The following is a 16,598-nucleotide window of genomic DNA, read 5'->3' as shown; positions in this document are numbered from 1 at the left end:
GCAATGACCGTTTACAAGCGGGTTATAACCATCTATTGATACAGTGTAAATCAGGCTATTAGGACGAAAAATGGCTGTCAAACCAATTATTGACACGGTGTCAATACTGCAGAGCGCTCTGGAATCCGGGCTGGGTGCCAAGTACAAGAAGCTCGCCGAAGCGCTGGAAGTGAAGATCCTCGACGGCACCATCGAAGCCGGTGCCAAGCTGCCGCCCCATCGCGCACTCGCCGACCGCCTGGGCATCACCATCGGCACGGTAAGCCGGGTCTATGCGGAACTGGAGCGGATGGGTCTGGTTGTGGCGCGGGTCGGCGACGGCACCTTTGTCCGCCGGCGCGGGCTGGAGCGCAAGCGCGACGAGGGTTTCCGCAACTTCATCGACGAGCCCCAGCAGTACTACGACATGAGCCGGAACATGCACATTCCGGGGCACGAGATCGACTACCTGTCCGAAAGCCTGATGGCCTTCGCCAGCGACCCGAAGACCCTCCAGGACCTGACGCTGTACACGCCGGATGTGGGGCTGCCGCGCTATCGCATGGCCGGTGCGAGGTGGCTCGGCCACGACAGCTTCGAGCCCCAGGCCGACCAAGTCATCTGCACCAACGGCGGCCAGCACGGCCTGCTGTGCGCCCTGCTCGCCCTGCTCCGCGCCGGTGACACCATTGCCACCGAGCAATTGACCTATCCGGGGCTGATCACTGCGGCGCGCTTCCTGGGGATCAAGATTCTCGGCGTGGACATGGACGAACAGGGCATCATTCCCGCCGCCCTGGAGGAGCTGTGCCGCAGCAACCGAATCTCCGCGCTGTATTGCACCCCGACCATCCAGAACCCGACCACCGCCGTGCTGTCACCGCAGCGCCGTGAGGAACTGGCCCGTGTCTGCCGGGACAACAACCTGCTGATCATCGAAGACGAAGCCCACGGCGTGCTGGTGGAAGACCGCCCGTTGCCGCTGACCTGCCACGCCCCGGAGCGGACCATCCTCATCAGCAGCCTGAGCAAGGCGGTGGCGGCGGGATTGCGGGTTGGCTATCTGCATGCGCCGAATTCGTTGCTGAGCCGGCTGGCGGCCTCGTTGCGGGCGACCTGCTGGATGGCTACGCCCCTGGCCCTGGAACTCGCCACCCACTGGATCGACGACGGCACCGCCGACAGGCTGCGCCGCCAGCAGGTGCACGAGATCAGTCGGCGCAAATCACTGGTGGAAGGCCTGTTGTTCGGCCTGAACTACCGCACCCACCCGCAGAGCCCGCACTTCTGGATCGAAGTACCCGAACCCTGGCGCGCCTCGGAGATCGAGGCCGATCTGAAACAAAAGAACTACCTGATCACTGCCGCCGAAGCCTTTGCCGTCGGCCGAAGCGCCGTACCGCAGTATGTGCGCGCCAGCGTCAGCAATGCTTCCAGCAACGATCAGCTGTTGAGCGACGGCTTCCAGGCCCTGGCCAGGACGCTGAAGGAGGAAGCCGGCCAGTTCGCCATGTGAGTGATGGAGAAGCCCTGAACGCCAGGGCAACGACGGTCAGCGCCAATGCCGCTGCTGCACTTGTTTGCTGCGCCCCATGGAAAAGGGCATGGCCAGCAGCAGAACCAGGCTCTCCACCAGCCAGGCCAACAGCAAGGCGCACCCCAGGCCCCAGGCGATGGCTTGCGGCGCCAGCAAAACCTGATAGCGATAGGCCCGATAGGTTTCGTCGAGCAGTACGCGATCGGCATCGACCAGCACATGCCAGGCCTGCGTATACCAAGGCCCCTGCATGGCCTGCCATTCGCGGTCCAGCAACCGGACCCGCTCCACCAGCCGCCCGATGCTCTGCGCATCGTTGCGGAAAACCGGATCGTCACTGGCCTGATAATGGGCCACCAGCGCGTTCAGATCACCATTGAAAAAACGACGCGCCGTTTCCTCGAACCCGCTCAACCCCTGCTGCGCTTCCAGCCGGTGTGCCTCCACCCGCTTGGCATAATCATCGATGAACCCTGGCACCTGGACCCCGACCAGCAGCCCCAGGCCGAACAGCAGCAGACGCAGATAGCTTCGCAGCATGGATGATCCTTATGGTTTCGTCTCGGAAGTGGCATCCGGCTCGCGCCGCCCTTGGGCGATGCATTCGCCGTTGCGCCACAGGCTCCAGTCGCCGGGCTGGTAGAGGGACCAGGTTTCGTTGGCGGTCAGCGGCTCGGTGGCCAGCACCGTGACCACGTCATTCGGCGTGGTCTCCGCCTGGAAGTCCACGGTGAGCTCGGCATCCTTGAGCCGGGCCGGTCCGAACGGCGCACGCCGGGTGATGTGTGCCAGCTTGGTGGTGCAGAAGCTGAACAGCCAGTCGCCGTCGCTCAACAGGCAGTTGAACACGCCTTTGCGGCGATAGTCGGCACAGGCCTCGACCAGTATCGGCAACAGCGCCTCGACCGGCACCGGCTCGGGAAAGGTCGAGCGAATCCGGTTGAGCAGGTCGCAGAAGGCCGCCTCGCTATCGGTATCCCCCACCGGCCGGTAGAACCCCGGCGTGGTGTCCAGCCCCGCCAACTGGCCGTTATGGGCGAAACACCAGTTGCGCCCCCACAGCTCGCGGACGAAAGGATGGGTATTGGCCAGGCAGACGCGCCCAACGTTGGCCTGGCGGATGTGCCCGATCACCACTTCACTCTTGATCGGATAGCGCTGCACCAACCGGGCGACTTCCGACTCGGCGCTGGCCGCCGGGTCCTGGAACAGGCGCAGCCCCTTGCCTTCGTAGAAGGCAATGCCCCAGCCATCACGATGCGGACCGGTACGGCCGCCACGCTGCATCAGCCCGGTGAAGCTGAACACGATATCGGTGGGTACGTTGGCGCTCATGCCAAGCAGTTCGCACATGGTCAGGTCTCGCGTTGCAGCGCCTGGCGCAGGACCTCGGCCTCGCCTTCCAGACGGCGCTGGAGGGTTTCCCGGCCCAGCGGCAGGAAGCGCGTCAGCATGCGCCATAGCAACCAGGGCAGATCGCCCAGCCGGCGCGGCACCAGGTGCAGATGGAAATGCGGAACGTGCTGGTTGGACGCCGGTCCGTCGTTGATCATGATGTTGATTCCGTCACGCCCATGGCCACTGGCCCGCAGCGCCCGTTGGACTCGCTCCGCCAGCTCCACCAGGCGCTCACGCGCCGACAACGAGAGATCGCTCAGGTGCGGCGCATGCTCGCGGCTGACGAGCAGCACATGGGCCGGGCGTATCGGGTAGATATCGAGAATGACCAGGAAGTGCTCGTCCTCATGCAGCAGGTGGGCGGGCAACTGACCGGCGGCGATGGCGCAGAAAGGGCAATTCATGGGTCCTCCTTGAGCAAGTGGCCCATGCTGAACGGCTCGCTCCGGAGGTGCAAGTGCCCGGCCGGAACGCCCTCACGAAAGCAGGATTACAGCTTGGGCTCCAAGCGCATCCGCCGCTCTCCATTGCGGTCGTAGCGCACATCCGCGCCGTCGGCGCCGTCGCGGCTCATCATCTCGCGCAGGGTCGGCTCGTCCTCGTCGGCCGGCACCGGTTGGCGGCGTCCTTTCAACCAACGTTCCAGCGGCCAGCGCAAGGCTACGAGCAGCAGGTAACAGGCGAACGCGACCATGCCGAATATCGCCAGGTCGGAAACCGCGTACCAGGCGTTGTTGCCTACCTTGAACAGCAGGTCCAGCGCTAGCACCGCAACCGCCGGCGCATACAACTCCTTGGTTGGCTCGACGATGGTCGGGGTCAGCAGCAGCACAGCCCCGATCAGCCACAGCGGCTCGCGCAACCATCGCCACATCCAGCCGGTGAGGCGGAACCAGACCAGGAGACAGCCCAGCGCGGCGACTCCATAGGCGGCCCAGGCAAGCGTGTAGTCGTTCTCGATCATCGGCGGCGATTCATGGCAGGGCTGACAAAGGGGCGCTTATGATAACGGCTTTTGATCGGCCCGGCGCGTCCGCCGTCGTCCGTTCCAGGAGAGTTTACGCATGCAAGCACCCATCGCCCGTATCGATCATGACAGCCACGATCCCTACCGCTGGCTGGAGAACCGCGACAGCGACGAGGTGCTCGACTACCTCAGGGCCGAAAATGCCTACCTCGATACCGTTCTCGCGGACCAGACCGAACTGCGCGAAACCCTGTTCCAGGAAATCAAGGGCCGCATCCGCGAGACCGACCTGTCCCTGCCCTCGCCCTGGGGACCCTACCTGTACTACCAGCGCACCACCGCGGGCGACGAATACCCGCGCCACTATCGCTGCCCACGCCCGGCGGACGGCTCCCTGACGGTCGACGAGAGCCGCGAGGAACTGCTGCTCGACCCCAATGCCCTGGCCAATGGCGGCTACCTGTCCCTCGGCGCCTTCACCATCACCCGCGACCACAACCGCCTCGCCTACAGCCTGGACACCAACGGCGACGAGATCTACCGGCTGTTCGTCAAGGACCTGCGCAGCGGCGAGGTCGAGGAGCTGCCCTTCGACGACTGCGACGGCAGCATGACCTGGGCCAACGACCACCAGACGCTGTTCTTCGGCGAGCTGGACGACACCCACCGGCCGCATAAACTGTACCGCTACCGCCTCGGCGAGCAGGAGGCAGAGCTGGTCTTCAACGAGCCGGACGGACGCTTTTTCATTCACTGCTACCGCTCCAGTTCCGAGCGCAAGCTGATCCTGCTGAGCAACAGCAAGACCACCTGCGAAGCCTGGGTCCTCGATGCCGACCGGCCGCACGACGCCTTCGTCTGCCTGGCACCGCGCGAAGATGGCCACGAGTACTACCCCGACCACGGCCGCCAGGGCGGCGACTGGGCCTGGCTGATCCGCAGCAACCAGGCCGGTATCAACTTCGCCCTTTATCGCACCGCCGAAGAAACCCCGAGCCGCGAGCACTGGCAGACGCTGGTTCCGCACAGCGACACGGTGACCATGGAGGGCCTCAGCCTCAACGCCGACGCCCTGACTCTGAGCCTGCGTGAAGGCGGCCTGCCGATCATCGAAGTCCATCCGCAGGGTGCCCCTGCCTACCGCGTACAGCTTCCCGACGCGGCCTACAGCCTTCACGTCCAGGACACCCTGGAGTTCGAAAGCGCGGTCATCCGCCTGCGCTACGAAGCGCTCAACCGGCCGGCGCAGATTCGCCAGTTGGCCCTCGCCAACGGCGAACAACAGGTGCTCAAGGAGACGCCGGTGGAAGGGCCGTTCGACGCCGATGCCTATGTCAGCCAGCGGCTCTGGGCAACGGCAGCGGACGGCACGCGGATTCCCATCAGCCTGGTCGCACGCCGCGATACCCTGGGGCGGCCCGCGCCGCTCTACCTGTACGGCTACGGTGCCTACGGCGAGAGCCTCGACCCCTGGTTCTCCCATGCCCGCCTGAGCCTGCTGGAGCGCGGCTTCGTCTTCGCTGTCGCCCATGTACGCGGCGGCGGCGAACTGGGCGAAGCCTGGTACCGGGCCGGCAAGTTGGAACACAAGCCGAACACCTTCGGCGACTTCATCGCCTGCGCGGAATCCCTCGTTGCCGAGGGCTACACCACGCCCGCCCAACTGGCCATCAGCGGCGGCAGCGCCGGCGGCCTGTTGATCGGTGCGGTGCTGAACCAGCGGCCCGAGCTATTCGCCGCAGCCATCGCCGAAGTGCCTTTCGTCGACGTGCTGAACAGCATGCAGAACCCCGATCTGCCGCTGACGGTCGCCGAGTACGAGGAATGGGGCGATCCGCGCGAGGCGGACGTCTACGAGCGAATAAAAGGCTACGCCCCCTACGAGAACGTCCGGGCCCAGGCCTATCCCGCGATTCTCGCGGTGGCCGGTTACCACGACAGCCGCGTGCAGTATTGGGAAGCGGCGAAATGGGTGGCCAAGCTGCGTGCCCACAAGACCGATGACAATCTTCTCCTGCTGAAGACCGACCTCGGCGCGGGGCACGGCGGTATGAGCGGACGTTACCAGGCGCTGCGCGACGTCGCCCTGGAATACGGCTTCCTGCTCAAGGTGCTCGGACGGGAATGAGCGGCAACGCCGGGGTCGATCAGGGCGGCGTTTTTTCCCCCGGGTCCTTGCCCTCTGGATGATGATGCTCGATCACCGCGTTCAGCTCCGCCCCCATCAGCAGCACCGCGGCGGAAATGTAGAAATACAGCAGCAGGACGATGATCGCGCCGATGCTGCCGTACATGGCGTCGTACTTGCCGAAGTTCTTCACGTAGAAGCCGAATCCCAGCGACGCGCCAATCCATACCAGTACCGCCAGCACCGAGCCCGGCGTGATGAAACGGAAGCGCTGCTTCACGTCGGGCACCACGTAATAGACCAGGGCCAGTGCCATGATCAGCAGGAAAACCGCGACAGGCCAACGCACCCAGGCCCAAATCACTACCATCAATTGCTCCAGCCCCAGGTAACGCGCCAACCAGTTCATTACCTCCGGCCCGATGATCATGAAGCCCGCCGCCATCAGCAGCATCAGGGCGATGCCGATGGTGTAGACGATCGACAGCGGAAAACGCTTCCACGCCGGCCGCCCCTCCTCCACGTCATAGGCCTTGTTCATCGCGTCCATGGCCGAGCGCACCCCGGACGAGGCCGTCCACAAGGCCACGATGATCGCCATCGAGAACAGCCCGCTCTTCTGCTCCATGATCTTGTCGATGGCCGGGTTCACCTCGTCCATGGCCTGCTGCGGCAGCAACAGAGCCGCTTGCTGGCGCAGCCACTCGAAGAAGTTCTGTAGATCGAGGAAGCTCAGCAGGGCGATCAGGAAGATCAGGAACGGGAACAGCGAGAAGAACATCTGGAACGCCAGCGCGGCCGAATAGGTCGGCATTTCGTCGTCAATGAAGTCCTTGACGCTGCGCTTGATTACCTCCAGCGGCCCAAGCCCTCGCAGATAGCGTGAAAACATGTGCTGCCCCTTCTATCCTGGGTCGATTACAGATTCGGACGGCCCAGACGATCCGGAGTTCGCCCCACCTCGAGCGGAAGGCCAGGATCAGAGCTATCAGGAAGAAAACCCATGGATGACACCGTTCTACGCGATTGGCATGAACTGTCGGCACGCCAGCGCCTCGCCGTCGCCGAACTGCGGATCGACAATGAACAACAAACCTTTGCCGGGCGAATCGATGATGCCATCCGCGCCTGCGAACAGGCGGCACCCAGTCACTTGCGCGGGCTCGCCGTCCTTCACGACGAGCGCCCGGTAGGGTTTCTGCTGCTCAAACGTCCGCCGTTATCGCCTGCCTGGGCAGCGGACGACGCGATCACCCTGCATGCGCTGCAGATCGACCTGAGCCATCAAGGCCGCGGATACGGCCGGTCGGCCCTGGCGGCACTGCCCAGCCTCGCCATGCGTACATGGCCACAGGCGCGATGCCTGGCTCTCTCGGTGGACGCCCATAACGCTGCGGCCATGGCTCTTTATGTCCGCAGCGGATGGCTGGATAGCGGGCAGACGTACCAGGGGCGCCTCGGCCTCGAGCGGCGCTTCAACCTTCCCCTCTTTTCAGGAACGCACCAGCCATCGTGAAATCCCTTCGCGGCTCGAACGGAATCGAACGGCTACGCCCGCAAGCAGTCACTTCTTAGTGACACCTCTTTTTCAGGAGCTTGCCCATGAAGACTTCGAGCCTGCCCGGTCAACGGCATACCTTCGAACCCAACGTGCATGGCTGGGAACGCACCGCGTCGATCGCCGGCGGGCTGGTCCTGCTCGGCAAGGGGTTGCGCAAAGGCGGCATCCTGGGAATGGCGCAGGCAGTCATGGGCGGCATGACACTGCTACGCGGGCTGACCGGCCGATGCGCCATGAAACGCGCCATCACCGAGGCACGCGATCATCTGCACGACGCACAACTGGACGTCCGGGGAAGCGACCTGGGTGCCTTGCAGAGCAGCGCCGAAGCCGCCACCTCCACCGCCACGGTGACCGGCAACGATTCGCTGACCAGTCCGCGTGCCGGCCTCTAAGATCGTCTCAGCGCAGCAGACGCGTATCGAGCACCTTGGACGGCGCCCCCATGACGTTTTCGCTGATCTCGATGAAGTCCTTGGTGCTGGCCCTGTCCAGGCGCATCAGGCCACGGGTGACATCATCCAGGGAGCGCTCGCCGCGTTCCCGGGTACGCTGGCGGATTTCCCGATCCAGGTCCTGCAACAGCAGCACCGCACGGGCGGTGACCGGGCCGGTGGCGTTCTCGCCGCGCAGGCTCTTCACATCGCGGCTCCATTTGATCAGGTGTTCGCGGACCTTCTGGTAGCGGTCCTCGCTCAGTCCGCCGGCGCGACGCATCAGCTCGATGGCGTAGTACTCGGCCAGCCCCTCGGTGATCCAGTCGCTGCGATCGGTGTCGGAGATGCGGCTGAACACGTGCACCAGCTCATGCACCAGCGAACTGGTGCCGTTCTCGCTCACCAGCGGGCGGTCGGCATGCATGAACAATGAGTTGCCCGCCGACAATCCGCCCCGCCACATGGGGTCGCCAGCGCCGACGATCAGCAGTTTGTCCGGATCGCGCGGGAATACCGCCTGGGCTTCAGGCCAGACGAAGGTGAGCAAGGTCAGCACATCCATCCGCCGCATGCCCTCACCCACCGGCGCCGCCACGGCGACTTCGGTGTCGCCGAGCCGCGCCCGACGGGTGCCGAGCTTGCCGGCCAGCATCCAGCCAGTCGGGCGGTCGAACTTGCGCGACGGGTTATGGATGCGGAAACGGTTCTTGCCGATGCGCGGCCAGCCGGTTTCCACACTCTTCCAGCCCTTGGGTAACTCGAAAGTCAGACGCGAGACCAGCTCGATACCGTCCTGCTGCTTCAAGCGAGCGCTCGGCACCAGATCGTCGCCCCGTAGCAAGGCCCAGTTTTCCGTCATGCGGGCATCGAAGCGGTCGTCCTGCCGCGGATGACTGACCTTCACCCGGTAGCTGAGACTGGCCTTGCCTTTCGCCGGCAGCCAAATGCCACGGCTATCACCGTTCGGTTGCCACTGGCCATCGGCCTGGAAATCGCTGTAGTAACCCTGGTCGCCAAGGTCGAAATCGAGGCTGGTGACGGCCTCACCACGTTCCAGGGTCAGACGGACCTCGGCTTGGTCGCTTTCGGGCAGAAACCGCACGTGATAATCCAGATCGACTTTCTTGGCCGCCCACGACGGGCTGCTCAGTGCCAGCAACACGACAGACAACAGGGACTTCGGGCAAACGGGCATGGAGGCGGTTTCCTTGATAACGAGGAGGATCAATCCATAGACAAGGCAGGATACAGAACGGCTCGGTCGGAATCGAACCGGCTCGACCGCTTGGCTCAGCCGGCGCGGAAGATCAGATGCTCTTCCCAGTCATCCTCGGAGACGCTGGTTTCGCTGAGCATCTTGCCGGACTGGGAAATACCGGCCTTGTGTACCGCCTCGGGGTCGCCGCAGACGAGCGGGTGCCAGGGCAGCAGGTCCTTGCCTTCGGCCACCAGGCGATAACCGCAGGTAGGTGGCAACCACTGGAACTGGTCGGCCTGGGCCGGAGTTAGCTGGATGCAGTCGGGCACGCTCTGCCGACGGTTCGGGTAATCGGTGCAGCGGCAAGTCTTGAGGTCGAGCAGCTTACAGGCGATGCGCGTGTAGTAGACGCTGCCGTCGTCCTCATCCTCGAGCTTCTGCAGGCAGCACAGACCGCAGCCGTCGCACAGCGATTCCCACTCATCCTGATCGAGCTGGACGAGGGTCTTGCGTTTCCAGAAGGGTTCGACTTTGGCGGCCATGGCACATCGGACGGCGGGGCGGAAGGCGCGCAGTCTAACGGCCAGCCCGGCCGACGCCAAGGATGGGCACGACAAATGGACCTTGCGGTTGACGAGCCAATGACCCGTATCTCAATAGCCGCGCCGGAAATCCACCAGCCCACGCAAGGGCTCGTCGCGGCGGTAACGCCGAAGGTTGTCGAGGAACAGCTCCGCCATGGGCCCCGGCAGGGTCGGCGCCGAGCTGTGACCGGTGAGCAGCAGGCGCGGCGCGTTCCAGAACGGGTGCTCCGCCGGCAACGGCTCTTCGCGACAGACATCGATCACAGCGCCCGCGAGCCGCTCTTCCTCCAGCGCGGCGACCAGATCGGCATCGACCACCGCCACCCCTCGCCCGGCGTTGATGAACAAGGCGCTGGGCTTCAATTGGGCGAACAGCGCGGCGTCGTACAGGTCGCGAGTCGCCGGGGTGTCCGGCAGCAGGTTGATCAGGTAGTCCGCCTGTGCCGCCTGCTCGGCCAGCTCCGGCAATCCGGCAACCACCCGAAACGGCTCGATCGGACGTGGCTCACGGGCGATGCCGTGCAATTCGACGCCGAAAGGCTGGAGGAAGCCCGCGACACTCTGGCCGATGTCGCCGCTGCCGACGATCAGGACCCGGCGCCCGGCCAGGCTGTGCGGCAGGCGATTGTCCCAGCGCCGCTCGACCTGGCTGGCCAGACGAGCCAGCAACTGCCGCTCATGGGCCAGGATGTAGGTCAGGACATACTCCGCCATCACCTGGCCGAAGATTCCCACCGCCCGGCTCAAGCGATAGTCCCGCGGCAACTCGGGCGCCAGCATCGGCGTGATCCCGGCCCAGGTGGACTGCAGCCAAGCCGGCTTCAGCCCTTGCCGCAGCAGGGGCAGCAGCAGGTCTGGACAGCCCAGCCAGATCGGACAGTCCCCGGCCAGCCGGGCCAACTCCTCGGGATCGGCACTGCTGCGAAGCACCAGATCAGGCGCGGCAGCCGCCAGTAAATCGCGGTAAAGGGAGTGCTGGTGTTCGGCGATCAGAATGGACATGGCGAGATCCGACAGAGACAAGGAGAAGGCGGCTCAGACCGGATCGTTCATGCGCAGCAGCTCTTCCGGCAGGTGCTCGATGTATTCCTCTTCCGCCGGCGGCATCTGCAGGTGATAACCCTGGTTCTCGATATTCGCCAGGACCTTGTCGATATCCTCCCGCGCCAGCTTGCGCTCCGGCGTCAGCAGCAGGTCGAAGGCGTGCTGCGGCGGACCGAACGCCGTCAGCAGCCCTTCGGGCACGCGACTCAGCGCTTCGCGCTTGTCGACATAGAGGTACATCTCGTTCTTGCGCGGGCTCTTGTAGATCGAGCAGATACGTTTCATGGCTGATCTCCGGTCAGGGTGTCGAGCAGCTGTTGTCCCATCAGCTCGCGACGCCAGCCGCGCAGCGATTCGGGCAGATGGTAGGGACCATTGGGGTAGCCGCTCTTCAGCAGGGCCTCGAGTACTTTCTTGCGCAGCATCAGTTCCGGCGCTATCTGCAGGCGCTCCGCCTCGCGCTGGCCGACGGCGCGCAGCCGCTTCATCAACGCCGCAGCCTCCAATGGCAGGGGTTCGGGAAGCGTCTCGGGCCAGGCCTCCGGCGGCTGTGCCGCGGCACTCTTGATCAGTTTCAGCAGGGTCTCTCCGTCCTGGCGCACGGTACGCGGATGCATGTCCTCGATACGCGCCAGCGCTACCAGATCGCTCGGCTGGAAGCGGGCCAGCGGCCACAGGGTATGCTCCCGCAGGATGCGGTTGCGCGGCAGATTGCGCCGGCGCGCCTCCCGCTCACGCCAGGCATAGAGGTCGCGCAGCACGCCGAGCTGGGCCCGGGAGAGCTTCCAGGCCAGCTTGCCTTCGCGGTACAGCTCGTCCGGGTCGACCTCTCGGCGAAGTCCGGCCACCAGTTCGGCACCGTCCTCCAGCAGCCAGGCGCGCTTCCCGTCGGACAAGCGGGGATTCAGCGCTTCGTAGAGTTCGGCCAGGTGCTTGGCGTCCTCGGCCGCGTAGCGTTCCTGCATCTCCGTCAGCGGACGCTGCAGCCAGTCGGAACGGGTTTCGTCCTTGGGCAAGTCGATCTGCAGCACGGCCTGGACCAGCCGCGAATAGCCCATGGAAAAACCCAGGTTGAGGTAGGCGGCGGCCAGTTGGGTATCGAACAGCGGTGTCGGCAGGCTGCCGGTCAGACGCAGCAGTACTTCCAAGTCTTCGCTGCAGGCATGCAGCACCTTTACCACCGCCGGGTCTTCCAGCAGGGCGGCGAACGGGCTCCAGTCGCGGATCAGTAGCGGGTCGATGAGATAGGCGCTGTCGCCGTCGCCGACCTGCACCAGGCCGGCCATGGGATAGAAGGTATCGACCCGCATGAATTCCGTATCGAGGGCCACAAAAGACAGGCGCCGCCACTCGGCGCACCGCTGCGCCAGACTGGCGTCGTCACGGATCCAATGAATATCGATAGCCACACGGCACTCCTTAACAATAGTGGCCAGTATATCGACCCGGATGGTCGGCGGGTATTCGTGGCTTGCCGAGGGGCCCGCCGCCCCCCTATGCTGCGGCGTTTTTTCTCACGCTAAGGGAATGCCATGAAGAAGCTCCTGGGCCTCGTCGCCGTGTTGATCGCCGCCGCCGCGCTCTATCTTGCCATCACCCCCAGTCCCATCGACCCATTGGCCTGGGAGGCACCCACGGCGCCTGCCATGACTGGCGTCCTGGAGCCCAACGACACCCTGATGAAGGCCGAACTGCTCGGCCAGGGGCAGATCCACGGCCCCGAAGACACCGCCGTGGATGCCGAAGGCCGGGTCTACGCCGGTCTGCACGATGGCCGGGTGGTGCGCATCGGCACCGACGGCACGGTGGAGACCTTCGTCGAAACCGGCGGCCGCCCGCTGGGCATGGACTTCGACGGCGCCGGCAACCTGATCCTGGCCGATGCCTACAAGGGCCTGCTCAGCATCGACCCGCAAGGACAGATCAAGGTGCTCGCCACCGAAGCCGGCGGCGTCCCCTTCCGCTTCACTGACGATCTCGATATCGCCAGCGACGGGCGCATCTACTTCACCGACGCTTCTTCGAAATTCGAACAACCCGATTACCTGCTGGACTTGCTCGAAGCCCGCCCCCACGGGCGCCTGCTGCGCCATGACCCTGCCAGCGGCGCCACCGAGGTCCTGCTCGACGGCCTGTACTTCGCCAACGGCGTCGCGCTCTCGGCTAACGAAGACTTCGTGCTGGTCAACGAAACCTACCGCTACCGCATCACCCGCTACTGGCTGAAAGGCGATAAAGCAGGCCAGCACGATGTATTCATCGACAACCTGCCGGGCCTGCCGGACAACCTCCAGGGCGATCGCGCCGGTACTTTCTGGGTGGCACTGCCCAGCCCTCGCAAGAGCGACGCGGACTTCCTTCACCGCAACCCCTGGCTGAAAGCACAACTGGCCAAGCTGCCGCGCGCGCTCTGGCCGAAAGCCGTAGCCTACGGACTGGTCATCGCCCTCGACGAGAACGGCAAGATCGTCCGCAGCCTGCACGACACCAGCGGCAGCCATCTGCGCCTGATCACCTCGGCCAAGCCGGTGGGCGACTACCTCTATCTCGGCAGCCTGGAAAACGACCGTATCGGTAAGCTGAAGATCCATTGATTCGCCGACGCCGGCCCACTGCCGGCGTCGCTATGCTGTCCACTGCCCGACCGACGACAGGAGAGTCCGCATGCCCCTCGCACAACTGCTCAGCCCGCAGCAACTGGCCGACCGCCTCGACCAACCCGGCCTGGTGATTCTGGATTGCCGCTTCGCCCTGGAAGATCCGTCCTACGGCCAGCGCAGCTATGCCGAAGGGCATCTTCCCGGCGCCCAGTTCGTCGATCTGGAGCGGGACCTGTCCGGCCCGGTGGAAAAAGGTGTGACCGGACGCCACCCGCTGCCCGCCCCCGCACAACTGCTGCAACGCCTCCGCGATTGCGGCCTGGATAGCGACAGCCAAGTGGTGCTCTATGACGACGGCCCCGGCGCCTTTGCCGCGCGGGCCTGGTGGCTGCTGGCCTGGCTCGGCAAGCGCGACGGCGTCTTCTTGCTCGATGGCGGGCTCAAAGCCTGGCGCGAGGCCGACCTTCCCCTCACCACCGAGACGCCAGCCGTACGCCAGGGGCATTTCGAAGGACAGCCCGACCCGGCCCTGGTGGTGGATGCCACAACCCTTCGGCAGCGCCTGGACGACCCGCAACTGGCCCTGCTGGACGCCCGTGCCCTGCCCCGTTTCCGCGGCGAGGTGGAGCCGATCGACCCGGTAGCCGGCCATATTCCCGGCGCGCGCTGCGCAGCATTCACCGACAACCTGGGCAGCGATGGCCGCTTCCTGCCGGCCGACCAGTTGCGCCAGCGCTTCGCGGCATTGCTCGAGGGCCGCTCCCCGGAACGGCTGGTGGCCTACTGCGGCTCCGGCGTCACCGCCTGCCACAACCTGTTCGCCCTCTGCCTCGCCGGCTATCCCCTCGCACCGCTCTACGCCGGGTCCTGGAGCGAATGGATCACCGATCCTGGGCGCCCGGTGGCGACCGGCAACTGAGTCATTCCGCACACCCGGATGCGAGCCCTATGGCGCTCCGTTGCCCGGCGCCCTGTCTGCCACGGCTTACTACCGAACGGCATATGGCTCATAACCAATGTGTGGAAATGATTTAAAAACAGCCCTTTACAGCCAACTTATCGCACTACACTTCAAATCGAGCGGCTAAGTTCGCTCCCGGCGGGGCCCTCACAGAACGAGAAGCTGCCAAGCGCCCAGGCCCCCGCCGGCCATCGATGTCGCGAGGGCTGTCATGGGTATTGCCGCAAGCGAACTGTGCAAGCACGTTATCCGCCCTACCCTGCTCTACCTGGGGCGCCCATCCGTCTCCGCCGAAGCCCTGCTGCTGGGAGTGGCCGCCAGCCAATCCGCGCTCGGCGCAGCCCTCGACGATCGCCAGGGCCATGGCCTCTACCGCATCGACGAGGCCCGCCACCAGCGGCTCTGGGACCTGTACCTGGCCAAGGACCCGGACCTCGCCAGCCTGGTGCGCGGCTTGGCCAGCCAGCATGCCTTTCTCGCTGCCCCTCATCTGGAACTCACCGTGAACCTGCGCTACGCCACCGCCATCGCCTGGCTGCTGGTGGAGGCGGAAATCAGCAGCCTCCCTGCCGCCGACGACCTGTCCGGCTTGGCGAACATCTGGCGCCAGGTGTTCCAACCGCAAGGCAAATCCGGCGATTTCATCGCGGCATGGACCCGCTGGATAGGTGCGCTCAGTCAGGTCGCCTGACCGCCTTAAAAACCATCCAAACGATCAGGAAATGACCTCTCGCCAGAGTGTCGGATTGTCCTACAAACCGCTCTATTCCGCGGCCTCCAGCTTGGCAATGTTGGTCAAATCGGGTAGCGTGCCGTCCCCCCGCCCCACGTGCACGGAGTTACCCCAACAATGAGAAAAGTCTGTCTCAAGACCTCCATCGCCCTGGCCCTTACTGCCCTTTCCACACAGACCCTGGCCAACGGCATCGCAATCAACGAGCAAAGCGTCAGCGGCATGGGCACCGCGTTTGCCGGGCGCTCCTCTTCCGCGCAGGACGCCAGCACCCTCTATGGCAACCCGGCAGGCCTGTCCAAGCTCAAGCGCAGCGAGGTTAGCGGCGGCCTGGCGGCGATCAAGGCCAAGGTCGAGATCGACGATGCGTCCAGCAGCGCCAGCGGCACCAACGACGGTGACATGGTGCCCTTCGCCAGCGTGCCGTTCGGCTATTTCGCCACCCCGCTGAACGACGACTGGCACTTCGGTATCGGCGTGTACGCGCCTTTCGCCCTCATCAGCGATTACGAAAAGAGCTTCCAGGGGCGCTACAAGGGGCTCTACAGCAAGGTGCAGGTGGTCACGCTGCAACCAACCCTGAGCTACCAGATCAACGACCGCGTATCGGTCGGTTTCGGCCCGACGATCAACAGGATCGACGGCAAGCTCACCAACATGCTCGCCACCAACGCCCTGAACGGCGGCAACGGCGACACCAAGCTGAACATCAAGGGCGACGACACCGCGCTCGGCTACAACATCGGCGTGCTGGTCGACATCAACGACCGCACCACCTGGGGCCTGACCTACCATTCCAAGGTCGACTACACCCTGGAAGGCCGCACCAAGGTCAGCAACTCTCCCGCACTCCTCGGCCTCGACGGCAGCTACGACGCCAAACTGGACTTCACCACGCCGGAGTCGGTCGATACCTCCATCACCTACAAGCTGGACGACCGCTGGACCCTTTACGGCGGTGCCACCTGGACCCGCTGGAGCCGCCTGGACAAGATCGTGGTGGAGAACGAGGGCATCCCGGCCCTGGTTTCCGGCCAGTTCAGCACCCTGACCGAAGAAATGCACTGGGAAGATACCTGGTCCTATGCGATCGGTGCGGCCTACCAGCTCAACCGCCAGTGGGTCCTGCGCACCGGTTTCGCCCTGGACGCTTCCCCCACCAGCAACGCTGACCGCACCGTGCGCATCCCGGTGGGCAACCGCAAGGTGTTCTCCCTGGGTGCGGGCTGGTCGCCGAGCGACGATCTAACCATCGACGTGGCCTACTCCTACCTGCGCGAGAGCAAGGCGTCGGTCAACCAGGAAAGCTCCGGCCAGATCGGCCCGTTCACGCTCCAGCCGGGTTACAGCGCCGAATACCGCAACAGCGCTCATGGTATTGGTACGCAAGTGACCTACCGCTTCTAACACTGCATTCCGAATGCGCTAGACTCGCGCGGCGATAATCACAACAAAAACGCCGCGTGAGACG

General features: G+C 64.7%; 18 protein-coding genes. 8 read left to right on the top strand and 10 right to left on the bottom strand.

Features of this window, described 5'->3' with window-relative positions; genetic code table 11:
• Window positions 1-70: 70 nt before the first annotated feature.
• A complete protein-coding gene (locus tag BZL41_RS27400) occupies window positions 71-1,495 on the top strand; it encodes a PLP-dependent aminotransferase family protein (protein WP_095602190.1) in 1,425 nt (474 codons plus the stop codon).
• A 36-nt stretch (window positions 1,496-1,531) separates the two neighbouring features.
• Here the strand turns inward: BZL41_RS27400 and BZL41_RS27395 are convergent, their stop codons facing one another.
• The 4 genes from BZL41_RS27395 to BZL41_RS27380 form a co-directional block, all read right to left on the bottom strand.
• Entirely contained in the window at window positions 1,532-2,056 is a 525-nt protein-coding gene (locus tag BZL41_RS27395; protein WP_095602189.1) for a DUF2937 family protein, read from the bottom strand.
• A 9-nt stretch (window positions 2,057-2,065) separates the two neighbouring features.
• Window positions 2,066-2,869: a class II glutamine amidotransferase gene (locus tag BZL41_RS27390; RefSeq protein ID WP_095602188.1), complete on the bottom strand. Its 804-nt coding sequence runs from the start codon at window positions 2,867-2,869 to the stop codon at window positions 2,066-2,068.
• Between the two features lie 2 nt (window positions 2,870-2,871).
• Window positions 2,872-3,318, bottom strand: coding sequence for an HIT family protein (locus BZL41_RS27385; RefSeq protein ID WP_095602187.1), 447 nt, complete (start codon window positions 3,316-3,318; stop codon window positions 2,872-2,874).
• Between the two features lie 86 nt (window positions 3,319-3,404).
• Window positions 3,405-3,878: an MFS transporter gene (locus BZL41_RS27380; protein WP_095602186.1), complete on the bottom strand. Its 474-nt coding sequence runs from the start codon at window positions 3,876-3,878 to the stop codon at window positions 3,405-3,407.
• Between the two features lie 100 nt (window positions 3,879-3,978).
• On the opposite strand from BZL41_RS27380, the gene BZL41_RS27375 reads away from it, so the two are divergent.
• Complete coding sequence (locus tag BZL41_RS27375) at window positions 3,979-6,009, top strand: S9 family peptidase (RefSeq protein ID WP_095602185.1); 2,031 nt, start codon at window positions 3,979-3,981, stop codon at window positions 6,007-6,009.
• 19 nt (window positions 6,010-6,028) lie between these two features.
• Here BZL41_RS27375 and BZL41_RS27370 read toward each other — a convergent pair whose 3' ends face one another.
• Window positions 6,029-6,901 (bottom strand): YihY/virulence factor BrkB family protein, encoded by an 873-nt coding sequence (locus tag BZL41_RS27370; RefSeq protein WP_095602184.1) that lies wholly within the window; start codon window positions 6,899-6,901, stop codon window positions 6,029-6,031.
• Window positions 6,902-7,012: 111 nt separating this feature from the next.
• Here BZL41_RS27370 and BZL41_RS27365 point away from each other — a divergent pair, with 111 nt between their 5' ends.
• Both BZL41_RS27365 and BZL41_RS27360 read left to right on the top strand, forming a co-directional pair.
• Complete coding sequence (locus tag BZL41_RS27365) at window positions 7,013-7,525, top strand: GNAT family N-acetyltransferase (RefSeq protein WP_095602183.1); 513 nt, start codon at window positions 7,013-7,015, stop codon at window positions 7,523-7,525.
• 86 nt (window positions 7,526-7,611) lie between these two features.
• Entirely contained in the window at window positions 7,612-7,965 is a 354-nt protein-coding gene (locus BZL41_RS27360) for a YgaP-like transmembrane domain (RefSeq protein WP_095602182.1), read from the top strand.
• 7 nt (window positions 7,966-7,972) lie between these two features.
• Here the strand turns inward: BZL41_RS27360 and BZL41_RS27355 are convergent, their stop codons facing one another.
• The 5 genes from BZL41_RS27355 to rnd form a co-directional block, all read right to left on the bottom strand.
• Window positions 7,973-9,202, bottom strand: a complete 1,230-nt coding sequence (locus tag BZL41_RS27355) for a hypothetical protein (protein ID WP_095602181.1) — start codon at window positions 9,200-9,202, stop codon at window positions 7,973-7,975.
• Between the two features lie 95 nt (window positions 9,203-9,297).
• Window positions 9,298-9,747: a YcgN family cysteine cluster protein gene (locus BZL41_RS27350; protein ID WP_095602180.1), complete on the bottom strand. Its 450-nt coding sequence runs from the start codon at window positions 9,745-9,747 to the stop codon at window positions 9,298-9,300.
• Between the two features lie 111 nt (window positions 9,748-9,858).
• Window positions 9,859-10,791, bottom strand: coding sequence for a D-2-hydroxyacid dehydrogenase (locus BZL41_RS27345; RefSeq protein ID WP_095602179.1), 933 nt, complete (start codon window positions 10,789-10,791; stop codon window positions 9,859-9,861).
• 33 nt (window positions 10,792-10,824) lie between these two features.
• Window positions 10,825-11,118, bottom strand: a complete 294-nt coding sequence (locus BZL41_RS27340; protein ID WP_095602178.1) for a YcgL domain-containing protein — start codon at window positions 11,116-11,118, stop codon at window positions 10,825-10,827.
• Entirely contained in the window at window positions 11,115-12,242 is a 1,128-nt protein-coding gene (gene rnd, locus BZL41_RS27335) for a ribonuclease D (RefSeq protein ID WP_095602177.1), read from the bottom strand. The genes BZL41_RS27340 and rnd overlap by 4 nt, the downstream gene beginning before the upstream one ends.
• Before the next feature lie 123 nt (window positions 12,243-12,365).
• Between rnd and BZL41_RS27330 the strand changes: the two genes are divergently transcribed.
• From BZL41_RS27330 to BZL41_RS27315, 4 genes are all read left to right on the top strand, one after another.
• Window positions 12,366-13,427, top strand: a complete 1,062-nt coding sequence (locus tag BZL41_RS27330) for an SMP-30/gluconolactonase/LRE family protein (RefSeq protein WP_095602176.1) — start codon at window positions 12,366-12,368, stop codon at window positions 13,425-13,427.
• Window positions 13,428-13,497: 70 nt separating this feature from the next.
• On the top strand, window positions 13,498-14,352 hold the full coding sequence (locus BZL41_RS27325) for a sulfurtransferase (protein ID WP_095602175.1): 855 nt from the start codon (window positions 13,498-13,500) through the stop codon (window positions 14,350-14,352).
• A gap of 253 nt (window positions 14,353-14,605) precedes the next feature.
• On the top strand, window positions 14,606-15,085 hold the full coding sequence (locus BZL41_RS27320; RefSeq protein ID WP_095602174.1) for a hypothetical protein: 480 nt from the start codon (window positions 14,606-14,608) through the stop codon (window positions 15,083-15,085).
• Window positions 15,086-15,244: 159 nt separating this feature from the next.
• Entirely contained in the window at window positions 15,245-16,534 is a 1,290-nt protein-coding gene (locus tag BZL41_RS27315) for an outer membrane protein transport protein (RefSeq protein ID WP_095602173.1), read from the top strand.
• Window positions 16,535-16,598: the final 64 nt, after the last annotated feature.

The organism is Pseudomonas sp. PIC25 (assembly GCF_002286785.1).
Classification (GTDB): Bacteria; Pseudomonadota; Gammaproteobacteria; order Pseudomonadales; family Pseudomonadaceae; genus Pseudomonas_M.
Note: the sequence above shows the minus strand (reverse complement) of the source record. Positions and strands in the feature narration are given on the sequence as shown.